General features: G+C 59.0%; 18 protein-coding genes and 1 pseudogene. 7 read left to right on the top strand and 12 right to left on the bottom strand.

Translation table 11 applies throughout. The annotated features are described in order from the left end of the window. Positions 1-19: 19 nt before the first annotated feature. A complete protein-coding gene (locus A7X77_RS22075) occupies positions 20-373 on the top strand; it encodes a cupin domain-containing protein (protein WP_064684978.1) in 354 nt (117 codons plus the stop codon). A gap of 231 nt (positions 374-604) precedes the next feature. Next, complete coding sequence (locus A7X77_RS22070) at positions 605-1,453, top strand: GNAT family N-acetyltransferase (RefSeq protein ID WP_156668142.1); 849 nt, start codon at positions 605-607, stop codon at positions 1,451-1,453. Positions 1,454-1,876: 423 nt separating this feature from the next. Here the strand turns inward: A7X77_RS22070 and A7X77_RS22060 are convergent, their stop codons facing one another. From A7X77_RS22060 to A7X77_RS22040, 5 genes and pseudogenes are all read right to left on the bottom strand, one after another. Continuing rightward, positions 1,877-2,389 carry an Lrp/AsnC family transcriptional regulator gene (locus A7X77_RS22060; RefSeq protein WP_064684976.1) on the bottom strand — a complete coding sequence of 171 codons (513 nt, stop codon included), beginning with the start codon at positions 2,387-2,389 and terminating at the stop codon, positions 1,877-1,879. Positions 2,390-2,474: 85 nt separating this feature from the next. Further along, positions 2,475-3,547: pseudogene (locus A7X77_RS22055) on the bottom strand (tartrate dehydrogenase). Positions 3,548-3,695: 148 nt separating this feature from the next. Beyond that, positions 3,696-4,337, bottom strand: coding sequence for a GntR family transcriptional regulator (locus A7X77_RS22050; protein ID WP_245293782.1), 642 nt, complete (start codon positions 4,335-4,337; stop codon positions 3,696-3,698). Between the two features lie 151 nt (positions 4,338-4,488). Continuing rightward, complete coding sequence (locus tag A7X77_RS22045) at positions 4,489-5,859, bottom strand: aspartate aminotransferase family protein (protein WP_064684974.1); 1,371 nt, start codon at positions 5,857-5,859, stop codon at positions 4,489-4,491. An 8-nt stretch (positions 5,860-5,867) separates the two neighbouring features. Further along, on the bottom strand, positions 5,868-6,944 hold the full coding sequence (locus A7X77_RS22040) for a phosphotransferase (RefSeq protein WP_064684973.1): 1,077 nt from the start codon (positions 6,942-6,944) through the stop codon (positions 5,868-5,870). A 463-nt stretch (positions 6,945-7,407) separates the two neighbouring features. On the opposite strand from A7X77_RS22040, the gene A7X77_RS22035 reads away from it, so the two are divergent. Next, positions 7,408-8,097 (top strand): haloacid dehalogenase type II, encoded by a 690-nt coding sequence (locus A7X77_RS22035; protein ID WP_064684972.1) that lies wholly within the window; start codon positions 7,408-7,410, stop codon positions 8,095-8,097. A gap of 517 nt (positions 8,098-8,614) precedes the next feature. On the opposite strand, the gene A7X77_RS22030 is transcribed toward A7X77_RS22035, so the two are convergent. The 3 genes from A7X77_RS22030 to A7X77_RS22020 form a co-directional block, all read right to left on the bottom strand. After that, positions 8,615-10,057 carry an aldehyde dehydrogenase family protein gene (locus A7X77_RS22030; protein ID WP_064684971.1) on the bottom strand — a complete coding sequence of 481 codons (1,443 nt, stop codon included), beginning with the start codon at positions 10,055-10,057 and terminating at the stop codon, positions 8,615-8,617. Positions 10,058-10,209: 152 nt separating this feature from the next. Beyond that, positions 10,210-11,181, bottom strand: coding sequence for a threonine/serine dehydratase (locus tag A7X77_RS22025; protein WP_064684970.1), 972 nt, complete (start codon positions 11,179-11,181; stop codon positions 10,210-10,212). Between the two features lie 9 nt (positions 11,182-11,190). Next, on the bottom strand, positions 11,191-12,180 hold the full coding sequence (locus tag A7X77_RS22020) for an ornithine cyclodeaminase family protein (RefSeq protein WP_064684969.1): 990 nt from the start codon (positions 12,178-12,180) through the stop codon (positions 11,191-11,193). Between the two features lie 415 nt (positions 12,181-12,595). On the opposite strand from A7X77_RS22020, the gene A7X77_RS22015 reads away from it, so the two are divergent. The 4 genes from A7X77_RS22015 (at position 12,596) to A7X77_RS22000 (ending at position 16,636) form a co-directional block, all read left to right on the top strand. Then, complete coding sequence (locus A7X77_RS22015) at positions 12,596-13,264, top strand: haloacid dehalogenase type II (protein ID WP_064684968.1); 669 nt, start codon at positions 12,596-12,598, stop codon at positions 13,262-13,264. 295 nt (positions 13,265-13,559) lie between these two features. Continuing rightward, positions 13,560-14,657 (top strand): phosphotransferase enzyme family protein, encoded by a 1,098-nt coding sequence (locus A7X77_RS22010; protein ID WP_064685145.1) that lies wholly within the window; start codon positions 13,560-13,562, stop codon positions 14,655-14,657. A 102-nt stretch (positions 14,658-14,759) separates the two neighbouring features. After that, positions 14,760-16,088: an aspartate aminotransferase family protein gene (locus A7X77_RS22005; protein ID WP_064684967.1), complete on the top strand. Its 1,329-nt coding sequence runs from the start codon at positions 14,760-14,762 to the stop codon at positions 16,086-16,088. Between the two features lie 65 nt (positions 16,089-16,153). Continuing rightward, on the top strand, positions 16,154-16,636 hold the full coding sequence (locus A7X77_RS22000) for an Lrp/AsnC family transcriptional regulator (RefSeq protein ID WP_064684966.1): 483 nt from the start codon (positions 16,154-16,156) through the stop codon (positions 16,634-16,636). A gap of 83 nt (positions 16,637-16,719) precedes the next feature. Here the strand turns inward: A7X77_RS22000 and A7X77_RS21995 are convergent, their stop codons facing one another. The 4 genes from A7X77_RS21995 to A7X77_RS21980 all read right to left on the bottom strand — a co-directional run bounded on the left by A7X77_RS21995 (position 16,720) and on the right by A7X77_RS21980 (position 20,842). Beyond that, entirely contained in the window at positions 16,720-18,042 is a 1,323-nt protein-coding gene (locus A7X77_RS21995; protein ID WP_064684965.1) for an NAD(P)/FAD-dependent oxidoreductase, read from the bottom strand. 126 nt (positions 18,043-18,168) lie between these two features. Continuing rightward, the gene (locus A7X77_RS21990) at positions 18,169-19,215 is read right to left on the bottom strand and encodes a threonine aldolase family protein (RefSeq protein WP_064684964.1); all 1,047 of its coding nucleotides are present in this window, start codon (positions 19,213-19,215) and stop codon (positions 18,169-18,171) included. Then, positions 19,212-19,664 (bottom strand): RidA family protein, encoded by a 453-nt coding sequence (locus A7X77_RS21985; RefSeq protein ID WP_064684963.1) that lies wholly within the window; start codon positions 19,662-19,664, stop codon positions 19,212-19,214. The genes A7X77_RS21990 and A7X77_RS21985 overlap by 4 nt, the downstream gene beginning before the upstream one ends. Next, a complete protein-coding gene (locus A7X77_RS21980; RefSeq protein WP_064684962.1) occupies positions 19,664-20,842 on the bottom strand; it encodes an alanine racemase in 1,179 nt (392 codons plus the stop codon). Before A7X77_RS21980 ends, A7X77_RS21985 begins: the two co-directional genes overlap by 1 nt. Between the last annotated feature and the right edge of the window lie 45 nt (positions 20,843-20,887).

Genomic DNA, 20,887 nt, shown 5'->3' with positions numbered 1-20,887 from the left:
GCAAGAATAGGAGAGATAAATGTCCCTACTGAAAACCATCGACCCGAATCCATCCTTCGAGCCGAAGCATAGAACTGCCGAGCCGGAGCGCCTGATTGCGGGCAGCCCCGCCTTCAAGACGTGGTTGCAGGACACCGCCAAGGACGGCAAGGTCAATACCGGTGTTTTCGAGGCGACGCCCGGTGAAACGCACTCCATCAAGGGCGAAACATTTGAATTTTGTCATCTTGTGCATGGTGTGATCGAGCTGACGGAAAAGGGCAAAGATCCGGTCATTTATTCCGCGGGCGACAGCTTCGTGATGAAGCCGGGCTACGTCGGGGTCTGGAAGACAATCGAGACGGTGCGGAAGATTTTCGTCACCGTCACCTGATCATTCGAGCAAACGATGCCGTTTTAACGTGCATCTTCGCATTTGCAGGCGGGACGGGGCGAGGCGGCAGGCAAGCCGTTTCGGCCGGCGAGACTTGAAATCGATGGGCGGTTTATCCGTCGCTCGTTACTCGGCTTGTAGATCCGTGTCCGGTACGGCCAGGAGTCTCGCTTCTCCGCCGCGGCTTCATAGACCCTTCGCTCTTATCACTGGTGAGCAGGAGACCCACGAATGGATGAACTCATGCAAACAGAATCGATCGTTCTTGCGCCTTTCGAGGCTCATCATGTGGGCGGAGCCCTCGCGCTGTCGCGTGCAGCGGGTTGGGCGCACAGGCGGGAAGACTGGGAAATGATACGGTCTCTGAGCGAAGGGCGCGTTGCGCTCGCCGGCGACCGGGTTGTGGGTACCGCCCTCATGACTCCCTTCGGCGACACTTGCTCTGCCATTAACATGATTATTGTCGATGAAAGCCAGCGTGGACGGGGGGTGGGAAGAAAATTGACCACCGCCGTGTTGGAACTCGCTGGTGAGCGTGAATGCCGATTGTCGGCGACGAATGACGGCTTGCCTCTATATGAAAAACTCGGATTCGTCGCGACGCACCAAATCGTCCGTCATCAAGGCATTGCCGGTCAGGCAGGTGCTCCTGAGAATGTTGAGTGGATCGGGCCTGACGCGCTGCCGGCAATCAAAGCGCTCGATCGTACGGCATTCGGGGCCGACCGTGACGCGATATACAACGCCCTGGCGAATGAGGGGAGTTTCGCCGCGATCCGGGAAGGTAATCGTATCGTCGCATTTGCGGCTACGCGGTTGTTCGGAAAGGGTGAGGTCGTCGGGCCCGTCGTTGCGGAAAACCCGGAACAGGCGAGGGACTTGCTTGCCTTCATCCTCTCGGGCAAGGAAGGTCGCATTGTAAGAGTCGATGTCCCGGAACAGACCGGCCTTTCGTCACCACTCGCGGACTGGGGGCTACCTAAGGAGGGCAGCGTCGTTGCGATGGTTCGCGGCGCGGCGGGTCGATCTGAAACACCGGCCGTTCAAACTTTCTGCCTTGCGAGCCAAGCTATCGGCTAACGTGAAAATCCGAAGTGCGACCCGGCGACATTGGTCAGATCTGGCTACCGCTGGGAAAAAGCGTCTCGCCCCAAAGGCGCCCCCGCGAGTGGCGATCACGAAGGATTCACTGGAAATTCCGGCAAGGCCAATTATCCCAGTTCCCCCCAAGACAAGGCCGCAAACTCTTATTCATCGGCCCTTACGTGTATGCTGCCTGTCAAAATGGACGCCCATCTGACGGGTAGCTCCTTAGATCCAGTGCTGGCTGTGCCCCGCTGCATCGCCCCCGCGCTCGGAGGGTCGGCTCCGATCTGATTCCGCGTTGGCGCTTTCCCCTCTGCTCTGCTGCCGACCACGGAGTACCCTTGAGCATGGCGCTCCCGCTCTTGCAACATCCACGGCTCCGCCGCTTTGAAATGGTAAGCACCCATAGCCTGTTCTTCAGTTGTCGTCTCTCATCATACCAGCGGCACGAGATGCCGGCTGGAACAGGCTTGCAAGCGGCAAATGCACTTTGATCAGGGGCGACTTCAAGACGACGAAGGTGAAATACTTGTCAATGCCGATCTCCAAATCGAGAAGCTGCTCCATGATCGTCTGGTACTCGTCGATTCCGGTGGTGACAAATTTGACGAGATAATCGTAGCCTCCCGAAACCAAATGGCACTCGATAACTTGATCAAACTTCTCGATCGCACTGATAAATCTCGCGAAGTCAAGTTGACGGTGGTTCTTCAGCGTGATTTCGGTGAACACCGTCAGCGTCTGGCCGAGTTTTGCGATATTGATCTGCGCAGAGTAGCCCTGAATATAGCCCTTCGCCTCCAGCTTTCTTACCCGCAACAAACAGGGACTTGGCGAGAGGTTGACCATTTCCGAAAGCTCGACATTCGTCATCCGGCCATTCGTCTGCAGTGCGTTCAGTATCTTGACGTCAATCCGATCAAGTTTCATTGGCTAATTCCCACTGATGAGATGGTGCCGGCGAAATGGCTTCCTTGCTTTGTGATCGCTCCAGGTCATCGTCGACCACGTGCCTCTACAAATTCGAAAAGTGGATCGCGTCGCAGACGGCCTCGGTAACCTCCTGGGTAGTAGCTGAGCCGCCCACGTCGGGGGTTAGGATTCCGGCGCCGGTCACCCGCTCGACAGCGCGCATGAGGCGGGCCGAGCCTTCCCGCTCGCCGAGGTGGTCAAGCATCTGGGCAGCAGTCCAGAAGGCGGCAACCGGGTTAGCGATGCCCTTTCCGGCAATGTCGAAGGCGGAGCCGTGGATCGGCTCGAACATCGAGGGAAAGCGACGCTCCGGATCGATGTTCGCCGTCGGTGCAACCCCCAGACTACCCGCAAGCGCACCAGCGAGATCGGAAAGAATGTCGGCGTGCAGGTTCGTTGCCACTATCGTGTCGAGGCTCTGCGGCTTGAGCGTCATCCGGACCGTCATGGCATCGACCAGCATCTTGTCCCACGTCACGCCGGGGAATTCCGTCGCCACCTCGGAGGCGATCTCGTCCCACATGACCAACCATGCCGCTGGGCATTGGACTTCGTAACAACCGTAAGCAACTTGCGCGGTCGGGACTGGGCCAGCCTGAAAGCGTATCGCATGATGCGCTTGACGCCGACGCGGGTGAAGATGGCGACCTCGGTGCCGACCTCTTCGGGTAGGCCGCGGTGAGCGCGGCCGCCATGGCCCGAATATTCACCTTCGGAGTTCTCCCGCACAATCACCCAGTCGAGATCGCCGATCCCGCAATTGCGCAGCGGCGAAGTTATGCCAGGCAGGATCTTGGTTGGCCGGACATTGGCGTACTGGTCGAAGCCCTGGCAGATCGGCAATCTGAGCCCCCACAGCGTGACATGGTCGGGAACATCCGGTGCGCCGACCGCGCCGAAATAGATAGCGTCGAATTTCTTGAGCTGCTCCAGCCCGTCCGAGGGCATCATCACGCCATGCTTCTTGTAGTAGTCAGATCCCCAGTTGAAATTTTCGAAGGTGAATTTTACGTCGCCGAGCCGCGTCTCCAGGGTTGAAAGAACAGTCTGGCCAGCAGCGATCACCTCAGGTCCGATGCCGTCGGCGGGTATGGTTGCGATGGAGTATTCACGCATAAAACTTCTCCGCAGCGTTATGGCTCAAGTTGACTGTCGGGGACGGTTATCGGACATGCGATTGGCGTCGAACCCGCGGCGCCGGCATCCTCAGCACCGCCTGAGAGGTGGTCTTTCTCCGAAACGTCACATTCTTGGCGAGCGTTGGTCAGCGTTGATCGAGCAATTTGATCTGGAGATCTTCCCAATGCTCCTGGAATGCATCCCGCGCAGTATCATAGTGACGGCTCCTCAAGCTGTTGATGAGCCGCTCATGTTCTTCCGCCATTTCTTCGGCGGTCGAGTAGAAATCCTGCCGCTGTGCGAGAAGAAGCTCGATCTCGCCCTCAAGGTCCGAATAGGTCCGCTTGAGCCGAGCGCTCCCGCTGGAGGCGATGATCGCGCGGTGGAAGTCGCGGTCCGCAGCAACCAACAGGGATCTGTCGGAGGACAGGGTCGACCTGTGCATAACATCGATCGCCTCCAGCGCCTGAGATGGGATAACGCCGGTCAGCACGATCAGACGTATGGCCTCGCCCTCAATGGCGCCGCGCACCCGCGTGATATCGACAATATCGTCAGGCCCGAATTCCGGCACTACGAAGCCCCGGTTCGGTATCTGACGCAACAGACCTTGCGTGACGAGCACCTGGGCTGCTGTACGGAACGTGTGCCGCGAGGTCGAATGCTCTTCGCACATCTTCACGTCGCGTAGGAACTCGCCCGGCTGGAAATCCCCCGACAAGATGCGCCGTCGCAAGGCCTGAGTCAGGATCTCCACCGCGCTAGCGGGCAAGGGCTCGACGTTCATCTCTGGATCTTCGGCTCGGTTCTTGGCGGGCAGCGACGGCATGGCTTTGGCTTTGGCTTTGCTCGTTGTTTATGTCGTATACCTACGCCACATGCTGCGGCGCAGGGCAAGGGAGATGATATGGTACCTCCTCGCCGCATGCTGGCGGGTCCTAGATCCGCACGGACCGAAGCGCCTCGTCGACGCCCTCGAGCAAACGCGCCGCGTTGGCCGATGTGAAGATGAGCGGCGGCCTGATCTTCAGGATATGTGCGTCCGCTCCCGTCGCGGAAATGAGGATGCGCCGGTCGCGCAGGGCGTTGACCGCCGCAAGCGCACGGTCCATGTCCGGCGTTTTCCTGTCTCTGTCCGTAACGAGTTCGACGGCGAAATAAAGGCCGGCCCCGCGAACATCGCCGACAAATTCGTATTTTTTCTGCAGGCTCTGGAGGCCGTCAAGGATTTCGCCGCCGACCTTGACGGCATTGTCCAACAGGCCTTCCTCGAGAATCGTGTCGAGAACGGCTCTTGCAGCGGCGATAGCAACGGAGTTGCCGCCAAACGTGTTGAAGTAGCGCATGCTGGATCCGAATTCGGCAACGAGTTCGGGCCGCAGCACCACGCCGGCAACGGGATAGCCGTTGCCCATGGGTTTGCCCATTGTGACGATATCCGGATCGACCTTGTGACGGCTGTGGCCCCAAAGATGGGTGCCGGTCCGCCCGAATCCGGATTGCACCTCGTCGGCAATGAACAGGCCGCCAGCTTTGCGCACAACTTCCGCCACTGGCGCCAATACGTCCGTCGGATCGACGTAGAGACCATCGGAGGAGAAGACGGAATCGGCGATGAAGGCCGCTAGGCCCCCGCCATGCCGCTCCATGTCGGTGATCTGTCGCGCGACATCCTCGGCCATCCGCCGGCCGATTTCCTCGACGGGCAGGCGATAGGAATCCGGCGCGGCGACCGTGCGAAGATAGGGATCCAAAGCCGACTTCCTGCCGAGCGACGGCGAGATTGCCGCCACCGCGCCGCTGTTACCGTGATAGGCTTCCGCCGTGACGATGACGCCGGTCCTGCGTGTGTGGTAACGCGCGATCCGCAAGGCGAGATCGTTGGCTTCCGAGCCCGTGCATGTGAACATCGCGCATCCGGTCCGGCCGAGTTCGCCACCGAAAGTATTGATCAGGGCTTCGGCGTAGTCCAGCAGCGGCTCCTGCATGTAGCGCGTGTGGGTACAGAGTACCTCGAGCTGCTTCTGGATCGCCTCAACGACACGCGGATGAGAGTGACCCAGCGACACCACGTTGTTATAGGCATCAAGATATTCGTTGCCGTGCTTGTCGTAGAGGAACACGCCCTTCGCACGGGAGATCTCAACCGGGGACTTGTAGAAGAGCCGATAAGCCGGTCCGAGCAGCCTTTGCCGCCTGGCGACATGCGCCAGATCTTCACTTGTGAGATGAGACGTGTCCTGAGGGTTGAAGCCGTTTGGCATGTCGCCACGGAAGCCCTTAGGCAGGGTAGTCGCTTGCTTGGACATTGCTGTTCCTATCGTGTCAAAAGATCGGAAATCTGTGCGGTCGAAATTGAGTGAAACCACTCGAGGTGGGCCCAGCCGGCTTCTGTATTGCGCAGGATGTAGCGGCTATTCTCGGGGAAGATCTCTGCGCGCCAGCATGTCAGCAGCGCACGAACCGCAAGCCGGCCCATCGACAGGAAGGGAATGAGCCGGAGCTCCTCGTCCGTCAGTTCGGCATGGCGGAGATAACCGCGCAGAACGTCGCGCGCTTCGTCGAACAGGTCACGCCGGGTCCCATGGTCGAACGTTTTTGGCATCTGGTTCATCAACGCCGTGGAGACATCGACGGCGATGGCGGTGCGGACCGCATCGCCGAAGTCGATGACGCCGGTCAGGAACTGCGGACTAGTGTGATCGGCGACCAGGTTCGACGTATTGAAGTCGTTGTGGAGCACTTGCCGCCGGCACAGGTCGAGCTTCGGCTTGATTTCGGCAAACCGTTCGAGCGCACGGACGGTCCAGGCCCGCTTGCCGCCCTCAGGGATGAAGCTCAACAGATCGGTGAGGTCTAGCAGATGGGTGACGTCCCATGCCACCGTCCGGCCGTCTGCGGGGTGCGAGAAATCGGCCATGGCATGACGCAGCTTTGCCAGGATTTCGCCGATCCCTTCACGCTGTGGCGCTGTGCAAGACGTCCGGTCGAGCGGGGTGCCGGAAAGGAATGTAATAAGGCGTACGACTCGCCGCTCGCCGCCACTCGTCGTGACGATGGGCAAATCCGTCCCGTCGACATCGCGAAATGTGCGCGGGATTGGTAGATCAGGGGCTCGTTGCTCCAAATGACGCATCAGCGACACCTGGAAGTCGAGTTCCTCGATCCGCTCAGAAGGATGAGCGATCTTCAAGACAAACTTCCCCTGGGCGGCGCAGTCGAGGAGGAAGGTGTCGTCCTTTTCTGTTTCAAAGCGCGCCGCCGAGCCGCGTTTGCCATATAGCCGCTCGGCGATTCGTTCGGCTTCCGCAGCGCCCACGGTATGGCACGCCTCGGAAAGCTCAGGGACGCGGGCTGGCCCGTACTGATGCTTGTGACCCATCTTCAAACTCATTCATATCATGCAGGCTTGATGACCCTCAGTATCCCATACTTCAAATTTTGTACAACAATTTATTTCGATGCTGGATCTGATCAAACTAACTGTTTTTGATGATTGCAGGCTTAGGAAGGCAAAAAAGCCCACAAACACAATGATGTATTCGGTTAGTGGTAACTTGTTTTCGGAAGCGACTCACGCAGGTCGACTGTGCGCTACCGTTCGGAAGACGAAAAAATTGTTGGACAATCGGTTGCTATCGCCTCCAACTTATGCCAGTGTGCTCCCACTGGTCGGAATGCAGCGAACACGTCGGAGTGATCCGCTTTAAAGGCAGGGGAAATGAGCAGATTCTCAAGGGTACCTGCTGCGTCCGCTGGGGTCTGTTGGGACCGCGACCTCTTTAGACAGGCGGCATGCCCGCCAAATGACCTTGGATAGGCACACCGTGCCATGAAAATTGGAAGGAATACACGCGATGACTCAATTTCGACCGAAGTACGTGACCTTCGACTGCTACGGCACGCTCACCAATTTCGACATGGCCGGCGCAGCACGGCGCGTCTACGGTGAGCGCCTCTCCCCTGAAACGATGGCAGCCTTCGTCGAGGCTTTCAGGGGCTATCGCCTTGACGAGGTGCTGGGCCCATGGAAACCGTTCGTCGAAGTGGTGCACAATTCAATCGAACGCAGTTGCAAGCGTATCGGTATCCTGTTCAAACCCGAAGACGCGCAACGCATCTATGATGAGGTGCCAACCTGGGGACCGCACCCGGACGTCCCGGCTGGCCTGTCCAAAGTGGCCAAGGAAATTCCGCTGGTCATCCTGTCGAACTCCATGAACAGCCTGATCATGTCGAATGTGGAAAAGCTGGGCGCGCCCATCCATATGGTAATCACGGCAGAAGAAGTCGGGGCATACAAACCTCTGATGAAGGGCTTCGAATACATGCTCGACAAGCTCGGCTGCGGACCGGAAGACATTACTCATGTGTCCTCATCCTTTCGCTACGACCTGATGACCGCCTATGACCTGGGCATCAAGAGCAAGGTCTGGGTCAACCGCGGCCATGAGCCGGCCAATCCCTATTACGAATACACTGAGATCAAGGATATCGGCGGGTTGGCTGCTGCCGTTGGCCTGGAGCCGGCTCTCAAGCGTGCCTGAAAACGGGGCTCAGGCCATTTTGCTTATGAGACCGGGGCGGACTTTCGCCCCCTCTCTTTATCGTTCGGAGGGGCAAGCATGCCCTCCCTTGCGTACGCGTGACTTGCCGGCGTTAGGCTATGGTGCGATCCGGACGTCGGGCTCGCGGCGCGTTTGGTGTGCTGCCGCTATCGATGTCCGCTTTCGATTAACCCAGGCTGTTCCTCGACGATTGATTGGGGCGCACAGCGCTCGTCAGCAAAGCGTGGGGGATAGCTGGGCTAAGAATCCTCAGGGCGCTTCAATTAGAAGCGCAGCCACAAGCACCGCAATTCAACTTGCTCTGGAATCGTTAAGGTGTGGTCGACGTCGATCTCGAGGTATTGCGCCGGTGCTCTCCAGCCTGTGGTGGCCGATCAAAAGCGGCGGCCAGGTTTCCGTCTTCTTGTAGATGTGAGGCGACCTTTATCCCTTTCATCGAGTGTGTGCCGTACGTTTGGGAAAGCGCGATGCTCGACACCCGCTTTCGACGACTCCGCTATGTTTGCGTGTCGCACTCGTCTAAGAAGCCGACGATGCCCTTGATTTCGGTAAACTCGTGCAGTCCAAATTTCCCGTACTCCCGACCATTGCCTGATTGCTTGTAGCCGCCGAAAGGTGCAGCTGCGTCCCAGGCGGAGCCGTTGAGGCGAACGGTTCCGGCGCGCAGCCTGTCTGCGAGCGCGCGCGCCTCCTTCGGATCTCCCTGAATGTAGGCTGCCAGGCCGTAGGGCGTGTCGTTGGCGATCGCGACCGCTTCCTCTTCGCTGTCATAGCCGATGATCGACAGTACCGGGCCGAAGATCTCCTCCCGCGCGATCGTCATCTGATTGGTGACGCGGGCAAACACGGTCGGGCGCACGTAGTAACCTGCGTTGAGATGCGACGGGCGGCCAGGGCCACCCGCGACCAGCTCCGCTCCTTCCGCGATGCCGCGTTCGATCAACGCCTGGATCTTGTTGAACTGGGCGACGCTTGCGACTGGTCCGAGGTCGGTGCGCGGATCCGAAGGGGAATCGACAATGAGCGCAGCCGCTTCCCTCGCAGCGATTGCGCTTGCTTCGTCCATTCGCTCCGCCGGCACCAGCATCCGGGTTGGCGCAGTACAGGTCTGGCCGGAATTGCCGAAGCACCGGCGCACGCCGGCGGCTACCGCGGCTGAAAAGTCGGCGCTGCGCAGGACGATGTTCGGTGATTTGCCGCCGAGCTCCTGATGCACCCGCTTCACGGTTGGTGCCGCCGCCTGCGCCACGGCAATGCCGGCGCGGGTCGACCCGGTGAAGGACACCATGTCCACATCCGGGTGGCCGGCCAGTACCGCACCTACGGTAGGCCCGTCGCCTTGGACGAGGTTGAAGACCCCCTTCGGCACGCCGGCCTCATCCATAATCTCGGCGAAGATCATGGCGTTAAAGGGAGCGATCTCCGAAGGCTTCAGGACCATGGTGCATCCCGTGGCGAGCGCCGGAGCGACCTTGCAGGCGATCTGATTGATCGGCCAGTTCCACGGCGTGATCATCGCAACCACACCCACCGGCTCGTGCAGGATGCGCGTGGTCCCCTGCACGTACTCGAAGGCAAAGGCCTCGCAAGCCTTGATCGCCTGCTCGAAATGGACAGCGCCGATGCCTGCCTGCTCGGCACGGGCCATGGCGAGCGGCGCGCCCATTTCCCGTGAGATAACGTCGCCGAGCTCGTCGTTGCGGCGCTTCAGGATCGTCACAATGCGCTTCAGCAGTTCGATGCGCTCTTCATTGGACGTCTGCGAGAAGGAGGCAAAGGCCCGCCGCGCAGCTGCGACCGCCTTTTCCGCGTCGGCGGCACTTCCGAGTGCGATCGTACCGATCGGCTGCTCCGTCGAGGGATCGATGACCTCACGTGTTTTCGATACCGACGGCTCGACCCACTCGCCGTCGATATAAAAGCTGTGGGCATGTTTCATTGGTCGCTCCCATATCTGGCTTGGTCTGTCGTCCCTGCCGAATGAAGCCTGCGTTTGGCCCCGGGGTCAGACTGTGTATTTGAGCAGAGGATATGCGGATCGCAGATGTTCAACGGCGATCGGGTTGGTGCACTGACAGAAGGTGAAACGGATCACGGCGCTACATTGTAAATCTCGGCAAGGTCGGATAGATCCCAATTTCCGCCAGACAAAACCGCACATACTTTCTCATCAGGCTTTACGTCCAAGCTGCCCGCCAACAGTGCTCCTATTCCTATGGAGGCGGCGGGTTCAGCGATCAATTTCGCATCCTTGGCAAGTGCACGCATTCCGGCGATGATTTGCTCGTCTTCAACAAGCACAATCTCGTCGACATACTTTTCGATAATCGGGTACGGATTTTGACCCGGAACACTTAACCGCAAACCATCCGCAATCGTGTTCTTTAACGGAAGCGATGTGCGCTCCTTGTTTATCCGGCTGTGAAAATACTTCGGCGTCAAGGCAGGCTCTGCCCCGATAACGCGCACCGATGGCTTGGTTTCTTTTATCGCAGTGGCGATGCCCGAGATCAGCCCTCCGCCGCCCAGGGGTACGATAACCGTGTCCACATCTTCCAAGTCTTCGAGGATCTCACACCCGATCGTTCCCTGACCAGCCATTACGACGGGGTCCTCGAAGCCGTGAATGACCGCATAATTGTTTCCTTCGGCTATCTCGTAGACTCTTCTCCATCTAGCGGCATTATCACCATCAAAAAGAATGACTTCGGCGCCAAGGACTTCCGTATTGGCGATCTTGATTTTGGGTGTGCTGACCGGCAGCACCAAAATCACCTTTACGCCGAGCATCTTGGCTGCGTAAGCAAGCGCCTGGGCGTGGTTGCCCGACGAGGTCGCAATGATCCCGTTTGCGATCTCTTCTCGGGGGAGCGAGAGAGCCTTGTTCAGGGCGCCGCGGATCTTGAATGCGCCAGTGATCTGCAGGGTTTCCGGCTTGAGGTAGAGCTGACAACCAGCCGCCTTCTCGATCTTGTCGGCACGCAATAGCGGCGTGTGCCTGACATGCGGCTTTAGTCGTTGCTGAGCTTCACGGATGTCCTGAATGGTGGGATAGTTGCGCATGGTCATTCCTCAAAAAAACTGGAAGAAAGTGCCGACGTTATTGGCTATTGCGTTCTGATAAATTTTGCTGGCGGTCGTGTTGTCCTGTATGGCCATGCCTGTGGAATCGAAGATCGTCATTTCATCATCACTTTGTCGTCCCGGCTTCCTACCCAGCAGTACCTCGCCGATTTCGCCATGGATGTCGGCTTTTGCGATGATGTTTTTGTTCAGCGGGTGCCAAGTCTCGCCCTTCTCCGTACATTGCGAGAGCGAGTCGACGACAATTTTCGCGTTCCTGAATAGCTCCGGATCCAGTTCCTGTTTGCCGCGTTGATCTGTGCCTATTGCGACAATGTGTGTACCTGGCTTCACCCAATCCTTTTCCACAAGCGACCCTTTTCCTCGGGTTGTCGTGACCAGGATGTCGGCCTGCTCGACCGCCTCCCTCTTAGAACTTGCAACGACGACGGGAATACCCAATTCGCGCTCGATGTCCGCCTTGTACTTGGAACAGGTTTCCCGCGTGCTGTCCCAGGCGTGGATCTTTTCGATCTTCATGATCTCGTTGATCGCCCGGATTTGCATCCTTGCCTGATTACCAGTGCCGATCGAGGTGATTGTCCTGGCGTTCTTTCTCGCCAGTGCCTTGACGGAGACGGCTCCCGCCGCCCCTGTTCTGAAGCCGGTGATCAAACTACCATCCATGATGCAAATCAATGCGCAGCTCCTGGCATCAAACAGCAGTATCGTACCCATGCTGTTGGGCACGCCGTGTTCTGCAGGGTTGTTGGCGAACCCGCCAGAGTGCGCCTTCATGGAAATGATTTCGTTGACTTTATAGTAACCGAGCTTGAAGTCGATTTCGCCACGGTGAGAGGGGAGATCTATTCCGACATAGCCGGGTTGCTCCACCTGCCCACCGCTGAATCCCTTGTAAGCCTCTTCGACCGCGCCGATGACGTCCGTCTTGCTGATGAGCCGTCCGACTTCGTCCTTATTGAGCAGCAGCGTTCTCATGCTGATCCCTCCACTTCATTTGATCGGGTCCATCGGTGCATCACGAGCTGAACTGCGATCATTATAAAAGGTGAGGGGTGGTCTATCAGCCGTATTCCCTCGCGCCTTGAGCAGATTGTTTTGTTTCGCGGGAGGGGTTTGGCAGAGTGTTTCGACAGGCGCTCGGGAGACGCTGCGGAACAAACCGACTCCATGAATGCGGTTTGTTTCCAGAGAGGCTGATTGACTGATAACTGCTGTCCAATGACTAAAGAAACGACCGCGGATCACTCTCGATCCGCAATCACAAGGGCAAATGACGTTTCCCTCCAGCATTTTGTGCTGATGATCCAGTATGTCCGGGTAATTCAAAAGCGCCAGCCGGGCTATGGTTAGTCATAACTTGAACAACTCCCCGCAAGTAAGGACGAAGCGCATGTCTACTTTCCGCCCAAAATACATCACCTTCGACTGCCACGGCACGCTCATCAACTTCCAGATGGCGGAGGCGGCACGCGATCTCTACGCCGAGCGCATGAGCGAGCAGAAAATGCTGCAATTTATCGCCGACTTCTCTGCATACCGGCTCGATGAAGTCATGGCCGACTGGAAACCCTATGCAGAGGTCGTCCATAACGCATTGGCAAGGACCTGCAAACGCAACGGCATCGAGTTCCAGGACGAAGACGCGCAGATGGTTTACCAACGGGTTCCCACCTGGGGGCCGCACCCCGACGTTCCGGCGGGTCTTGCCAAGGTCGCCAAGGAAATTCCGCTGGTCATCCTGTCAAATGCGATGAACTCGCAGATCATGTCCAACGTTGAGAAGCTCGGCGCGCCTTTCCACGCCGTTTACACCGCCGAAGATGCCGGCGCCTATAAGCCGCACTTCCGGGCCTTCGAATATATGCTCGATATGCTTGGTTGCGGTCCGGAGGACATACTGCATTGCTCTTCCTCGTTCCGTTACGATCTGATGTCCGCACATGACCTCGGGATCAAGAACAAGGTTTGGGTCAATCGCGGTCACGAGCCGGCCAATCCCTATTACGGCTATACAGAAATCTCCGGGATCTCGGGTTTGCCGGGCGTTGTCGGGCTCTGAGGAAACCTGAATACGTCTGAATACCTCTCTTCACTTCGGTCTACCTGAGTGTCGCGAGCCGGGAAACGTTACAGTACCGCAGTGTCCGGCGGCGCAAGCATGGATGGCGGCGCCGGCGAGGAGACTATCAAAGCCAGGCCCGAGCGACCGTCCGAAGGCGGGAACCGGGTATTGCGTTCAGCCATAAACGCCCGGCGCCTTTCAGGGTCGGGCGCGGGCGGCCTCGATGCCAATCCCCAAAGGCGCTTGTCGGATGAGCATGCCGCCGACTCCAAACAGTGCGAGGGTCTCACTCGTGAGTGATTGTAACGATCCGGTTTCAGACGACGACGCCCGTCACTCAGGCGGCAAACAGTCAGTCCGCGAGCCGTTCACCAAAGCATATTTCAAGGCCGCTGCCGCTATTCTGGCGACAAAGCCGAACCCTGCAGAAGCCCAGTTGTCCGGTGAGTTGCTACTGCGCCATTACGGTCTGACGGGAGCGATGAAAGTTCTTTCCTCTGAGGTCGAGTGTACCACGGAGGTCACCCTGTTGAACGGCGATCAGTTGATCCTCAAAACTTCGGCACGGCCCGAAGGACGAGACAGCTTCCGCTTCCAGGTTGCGGCCCTCGCCGGGCTGGAAGGCGCTTTCGGTTTCGCAGCACCTCGTATTGTGCGTACCGGAGATGCGATGCTGATGTTCGAAGAGGATGAGATTTGCGGCTACCTTCAGACCCGCCTTTCAGGGGGGCCGCTGCATCGGGCGGACGCGACTTCGGACGTCCTTTACCGGGTCGGCCGGGCGCTCGGCCGACTCAGTTTGGCTCTCGAGCCTCTAAGGCTACCCGCCATGCACCGCCCAGTTCTTTGGCATGTAGGATGCTGGTCAAGGCTGATGGACCTGGAGGAGCATCTGCCGTCAGGGCCCGTTGCGGCATCCGTGCGTCTTGCCATGAACAATTATGTTGAGCTGATCGAGCCGCGACTGCGCGAAGTAACCTGGCAGGTCACGCACAATGACCCCAGCCCGTTCAACACACTCCTAACCGATGGTGGTATAGCCTTCATTGATTTTGGCGACGGCTGCTGGGGGCCACGGATTCAGGATCTGGCGATTGCGGCAAGCCACCTGGTAACGGACCCCTCCCTTCCTCTGGGCGGCGCAGAAAATCTGATCGCTGGCTATGCGTCGGTGATCGAGCTCCCCCCGCTTGAAGCAGAACTGCTCGTCGGACTGATAAAGGCGCGCCAAAGCGCCCTTATCCTCATCAACTACTGGAGGGCCCAGCTCTTTCCGGCCGAAGCAGCATATATCAAGAAAAACGTGGGCCGAGCCGAACACGGGCTGTCCATCCTGTCGGCATTGAGCACCGGGAAGGCAGAGAGGGCTGTGAGGCGCGCGTTGTCGTAACCCGGCGTGCCCGTGTCCCTTCACGCGTATTGCCCTCACATTGATAATCAGCACGGTACCGCGCGATCTTCTCGCGGATGGAAAACAAGCAGGATCAAAGACATGTCCACAGATCTCATGCCCAACCGCTTCACCCCCGGGGAAGCCACGGTTCCCCCCCGAGAATCTGAACTGATCGCCCGCCGCGACAGCGTATTGGGAGCTTCCTACAGGCTCCAATACCGCCGGCCGGTGCATTTCGTGCGCGGCGAAGGCATGTGGCTCTACGATCCGGACGGACGTCGCTATCTGGATTTCTATAACAATGTGCCCTCTCTCGGGCATTGCAATCCAGAGATCAATGCTGCCATGGCGGAACAAGCCAGCCGACTCAGCGCAAATACCCGCTATCTCGAACCCAGGCTTGTCGACTATGCCGAACGGCTCGTGGCAACTTTCCCCGAACAACTGAACCGCGTTGTCTTTACCTGCACGGGTAGTGAATCCAATGATCTGGCGCTACGGATTGCCCGGCTGACCAGTGGTCGGGAAGGCGTGATCGTCTCTTCCCATGCCTATCATGGCACGAGCGCAGCGACGGCGATGGTATCACCCAATCTGGGCGACGCCGTCAAGCTCAGTCCCGCTGTTCGCATGGTGTCGCTGCACGGCCCCGCGGGCATACCTGAGGAGCAAGCCGCGGCGTTCTTTGAACGACAGGTTCGCTCCGCTATCGCCGATCTGAACCGGCGAGGCATTGGCATTGCGGCCCTGCTCTTCGACAGCATTTTCTCGAGCGACGGCGTTTGGGTGGACCCGCCTGGGTTTATCGCCGACGGAGTGAAGGCGGTGCGCGAGGCGGGTGGCCTCATAATTGCCGATGAAGTTCAGCCAGGATTCGGACGGACAGGCACCCACATGTGGGGTTTCCAACGGCACCAGATTGTCCCGGATCTCGTCACCCTTGGCAAACCAATGGGCAATGGCTTTCCCATAGGCGCGGTCGTTGGCCGCAAGGCGCCAATGGATCGCTTTGGCGCTACTGCGCGGTACTCAAACACCTTCGGCGGCAACACCGTCGGGATCGCGGCAGCTGACGCGGTCCTGACCATTCTGCATAGGGATCGAATAGTCGAGCATGCGAATGCCATGGGCGATCGCCTCAAAGCGGGGCTGGAGCATCTTGCCAAACTGCACGAAGGTATCCGCGGCATTCGAAATGCCGGGCTGTTCTTCGGCATCGACATCGGGCTGGATGGAATGGCCGAGGCCAGCCGGCGCGCTATGGCATTGGAGATCGTAAACTTGATGCGGGACGATGGCGTGCTTATCAGTACGACCGGCGCCAACGAGGATACGCTGAAAGTGCGACCCCCATTGATCTGCCAGCCGGAGCATGTGGATCGCTTCCTCGAAAGCATGGAATGCGCCCTCAAGAAGACCGTTGCATAGGTGTAACATAGGGGCGTGGGTCGCCGAAACCGGCTCGCGCCGCTTTCATCAGCGGAGCTAAGTCCATGAAACTCGATCGGATCGACGTCAATATACTGAACGTGTTGCAGCAGAATGGGCGAATGACAAATGTGGAGCTTTCCGAGGTCGTGAATCTATCGCCAAGCCCGTGCCTGATGCGCATGAAGAAGCTGCAGTCAGAGGGGTACATCGAGGGCTATACGGCTCAGATCAATGTCGCCAAATTGGGGCAGACAGTAACGGTCTTCACCGAGGTGACGCTGAAGAATCACCGGCAGACCGACTTTGCTCGCTTCCTCGCCGCTATCGAGAAGATCGAGCAGCTCATCGAGTGCTATGTGATCTCGGGCGGTTACGATTATCTCTTGAAGTTCGTGACCACCGGGGTAGGCGAATATCAGGAGATCATGGAGCAGCTGATCGAGCTGGACGTCGGCATTGACAAGTATTTCACCTACGTCGTGCTGAAATCGCCGATCCGCAAGGCGCACATGCCGCTGACGAAGCTATTCAGCCACAGGCTCTGATGAGCTCCTCGCCGGTCTCCGGTTACAAGATACCGGACAGGTCCTGGGAAGTTCCTTCCGACCCTGCGGGCCTTCCGGCACAATCAGAGACCGCCCACCTCGACTCTGGAGCCGTCAAAGAAGCGCGACAGGCGGAAAGGCGTCGGATCGACGCAGGGTTTATCGTTAGCAACAAGGTCAGCGGCCAAGCGACCAATGCCAGGGCCAATGCCGAAGCCATGGCCGGAGCCGCCGGCCGCCAAATAAAGGCCCTTCACGTGACCGGACGCCGAGATAACCGGCACCGCGTCCGGTGTGCAATCCACATAGGCGCCCCAACTGTCGGCGATTTCGATACCTTTAAGCGCCGGGAACTGCTCGGTGACACCTTTCAGAATAGACGCGATTGTCCGGCGACTCGGCGTCGGGTCGAGAACCCGGATCCGCTCGAAAGGCGAAATGGTATCCTTGGTCCAGCTCGCCAGCGCCTCCGGCCCACGGAACATGGATCTGCTGACGCCGATTTGGACTGCTTTCAGCCGCTTCAAAAACATCGGCATGAACCAGCGCGCATAGCGGATGCCCTGGGGCGTGATATCCAAGGTCGCCCTACCGCTGACAGCAAGCGTGTAACTGCCATCCAACCTGCGGGTCAGCGAGCACTCTGGTGTATAGATTGCCTCGCCAAGATTGGCTGTGGGGCGCGTCCGAATTGCCGTTTGGCGCACGCTTGCCTGCGGGAACTGCACGCCGTACTGGCGGCAGAACATGGACGTCCACGCACCGCCGGCGTTCAGAACGGCCTGCGTTCTGATAATCCCTTTTTCGGTGATCACCCCAGCAACTGCACCATTGACGATATCGAGGCCCCTTGCAGCGCACTGCTGATGGATGGTCGCGCCAAATTTGCGGGCGCCATTCGCGATCGTCGGCGCGGCAATGGCCGGTTCGCCTTTACCGTCGTCGACTGAATGGACGCCGCCGAGCCAACGACGGTCTTGCGCCGGAATTCTGTCATGCGCTTCAAGGGCAGTCAGCATCTTCGTGTTGACGCCAAATTGCCGGGCGAGATCAAGCCATTGTTCCCATTCCGCCAGCTGCTGAGGGTTGTCCGTCGCGTAGAACAGACCGCATCGGCGGAAGCCGACGTCCTCGTCGATTTTGGCGGCGAACTGGTCCCACGCCTGCATGGAAATCCCCGACAGTGGCAATTCGCGCTCATCGCGGTTCTGCCGGCGGCACCAGCCCCAGTTTCGGCTGGACTGTTCACCGCCGACATATCCCTTTTCCACCAAAGCAACGGAGAGCCCCCGCTCAGCAAGGAAAAATGCCGCCGAGGCACCAACGATGCCGCCGCCGATGACGACGACGTCCGTCTTGGCGGGAAGCTCTTGATCGCTCTGTATGCGTTTGAGGAGTGGTGACATTGGCAGACCTCATTGGACTACTGCCCTTCCCGCCGAGGCCTCTTCAAAGTGAGGACGCCGCAAGGACAGGTTGAAAATGCGGATCATTGGCTCGGAGTATGGAACCCGCCCCTCCGAATCGTTGTATCAGCAGGTCGATACGAAACGGCCGACATCGTCGGCGCTCGTTGCAAAACTGGTCACCAGCCGATGGAGACCTTCATCCGGGGCCAGGCTTCCATCGAGGTCCTGGGGTACGGGCCAGTCATAGAAGATTGCACCTTGTTGGCGGAGTTTCGCAGCGACGTCCTTCTTCAGGATAGCGAAGACTTGGTTGGCGTCGGCCTGCCAAGCCAAGCGGCTTGTCTTGGAGGCGGTGATGCCCTCGGCAAGGAGCGCAGCCATGGCATTGGCGTGGCGGGCGAGGTCCAGCCAGAGATCGCCAGCAAAGTAGGCGTCGAATTGCGCCGAAACGAAGCGCGATTTCGAGAAGAGCTGGGCGGAGCGCTTTCGCATGAAGTGCAACTCTTGCGCCTTCGAGAGATCGAAGAGCAGCAGCGCTTCGGCGCACCAGCAGCCGTTCTTGGTGCCGCCAAAGGAGACGAGGTCAACGCCTCGCTTCCAGGTCATTTCGGCAGGCGTGACATCCAAGCTGACAAGCGCGTTGGCAAAGCGAGCACCATCCATATGCAGCGGCAGCTTGTGGGGCCGGCAAACGGCAGCGAGCGCATCTATTTCGGCGAGCGAATAGACCGTGCCCCTTTCCGTTGCCTGTGTCAGCGATACTGCTGTCGGCTGCCCACCCTGAACATTGTCGAGTGGGAAGCGACGAATCTCGGCTTCGAGGCGATCGGGGCCAATCTTGCCTCTCGTTCCGTCAACCGGCTTGAGGCGGGCGCCGTGTGAAAAGAACTCCGGCGCACCGCATTCGTCGGCGATGACGTGAGCCTGGCTATGGCAGAAGGCGACGCCGCCTGCACGGTGGGCTGTCGCAAGCGCGAGCGAATTGGCGGCCGTTCCGGTGCCGACGAAAAAGACGGCGACATCCCTTTCGAAAATCTCCGCGAATTTTTTTTCCACCTTTCGGTCTAGATCGCCGGTACCGTAGTTCGATGCATAGCCGCCCGCATGCGCCATCAGGCTTGCGCCAATCGCGGCATGCGCGCCGGACCAGTTGTCAGACGAAAAAATCATCGCCTTTCACTTTCTTTCACTGTCACGTTGACGGGATTTGCTTCTTGCACGGCACTGGGGTGTTTTTCGATGGTGGCGATCGCGTCGACTTCGACAAGATAGCCGTAGTGGAGCTCGGGCACAGGAACCACGGTGCGCGCGGGGCGCGCCTCTCCCAACCGTGCGGCAAAGACCTGGTTGAAGTCGGGCCAATTGGTGACGTCGACGATATAGGCCGTCACCCTGACGAGATCGCTCGGGGTTCCGCCTGCGGCTTGCAGAATGGCCAGCATGTTGTCGATGGCCTGCCCGGCCTGCGTCGCGAAACTGTCGTCGGGAAGGGAGGCTCCATCCGGTCGGATCGGGAGCTGCCCTGAAATATATAGCTGCTGACCTGTCAGCTTCGCCTGGACATAATGACCTGCAGGCCTGGGCGCACGATCGGTATTTACAGTTATGACGGGTGACATCACCAACCTCCGAAGCGTGGCCACCGGGCCTCAACGGCGTGCGATGGACCTCGGACAACATGATAGGCTTCGTGCTGCGCCGCCGTCGCGCAGGCATGGTTCGGCAGGATCCGCACGCGGTCTCCGACCCTCAGATCGGGCAGGCGAGCGTGCGACCCGGGCCGCACGGCGATAATTCCATGCTCCTGGTTCGCATCGGCAACGATGATGTCACGATAGGTCTCGCCTTGTATGTCACAGACGAGGCCATATCCCTGGTCAACGGCTTGCTTGCTGGTGCCACGGTCCCGCGACAGCGACATCCATCCCGCATCGGTTATGATCCAGCCCTTTTCGCGCTGGTGCCCGATCACCGTTGCAAGAACGCTGAGCGCAATGTCGTCGACCTGGCAGACTCCGATTCCCGCCATCACCAGGTCAAAGAACACGAATACGCCTGCACGCACCTCGGTCACTCCAGTAAGATCCTTGGCGTGATGGGCCGTCGGCGTCGAACCGACGCTGACGACGGGGCAGGGCAGGCCGGCACCGCGCAGAAGTTGCGCAGCTCCCACAACGGCCGCTCGCTCCGCTTCCGCATAGCGCTGCTGTGCGTCGTGGCCCCCACCCTTGTAGCTGTCGCCGGCATGGGTCAGAACGCCGCGCAGCTCGGCACCTGCCGCCAGCGCCTGCCCGATCTCCAGCAACTGGACGTGATTGGCGGGAACGACACCCGAGCGGTGGCCGTCGCAATCGATCTCGATCATGGCTGGGATCCGCGTTCCGGTCTTTCGGGACGCCTCGACAACCGCCCGCGCCTGCTCGACGGTATCAAGGACCACCACGAGATCGACGCCCTTGGCGCGCAATTCGACGATACGCATGAGCTTTGCCGGGGCGATCCCGACAGCATAGATCATGTCGCGAAGGCCATCGGCCGCGAATTGCTCAGCTTCCTTCAGCGTGGAGACGGTCGCAGGGCCCTCAGGGGCGATCATGACTCGCCGCGCCACGTCAATCGACTTTGCCGTCTTCAGATGGGGCCGTAGCGAGACGCCCAGACCATCGAGCTGGTTTCTAAGCCGCGTGATATTTCGGTCCATCCGGTCCGTATCCAGAACCAGACAGGGCGTTTCCAACGCCTCGAGAGTAGTCGTGGCCGTCAACCGGGCGGCGGGGTCGAACTTCGCTAGATCCATATCTGGTCTCCAAATTCGAAATTACCTTGTCGCCAAACAGTAAAG

It is taken from the genome of Rhizobium bangladeshense (assembly GCF_001662075.1).
In the GTDB taxonomy this organism is placed as follows: Bacteria; Pseudomonadota; Alphaproteobacteria; order Rhizobiales; family Rhizobiaceae; genus Rhizobium; species Rhizobium bangladeshense_B.
Note: the sequence above shows the minus strand (reverse complement) of the source record. Positions and strands in the feature narration are given on the sequence as shown.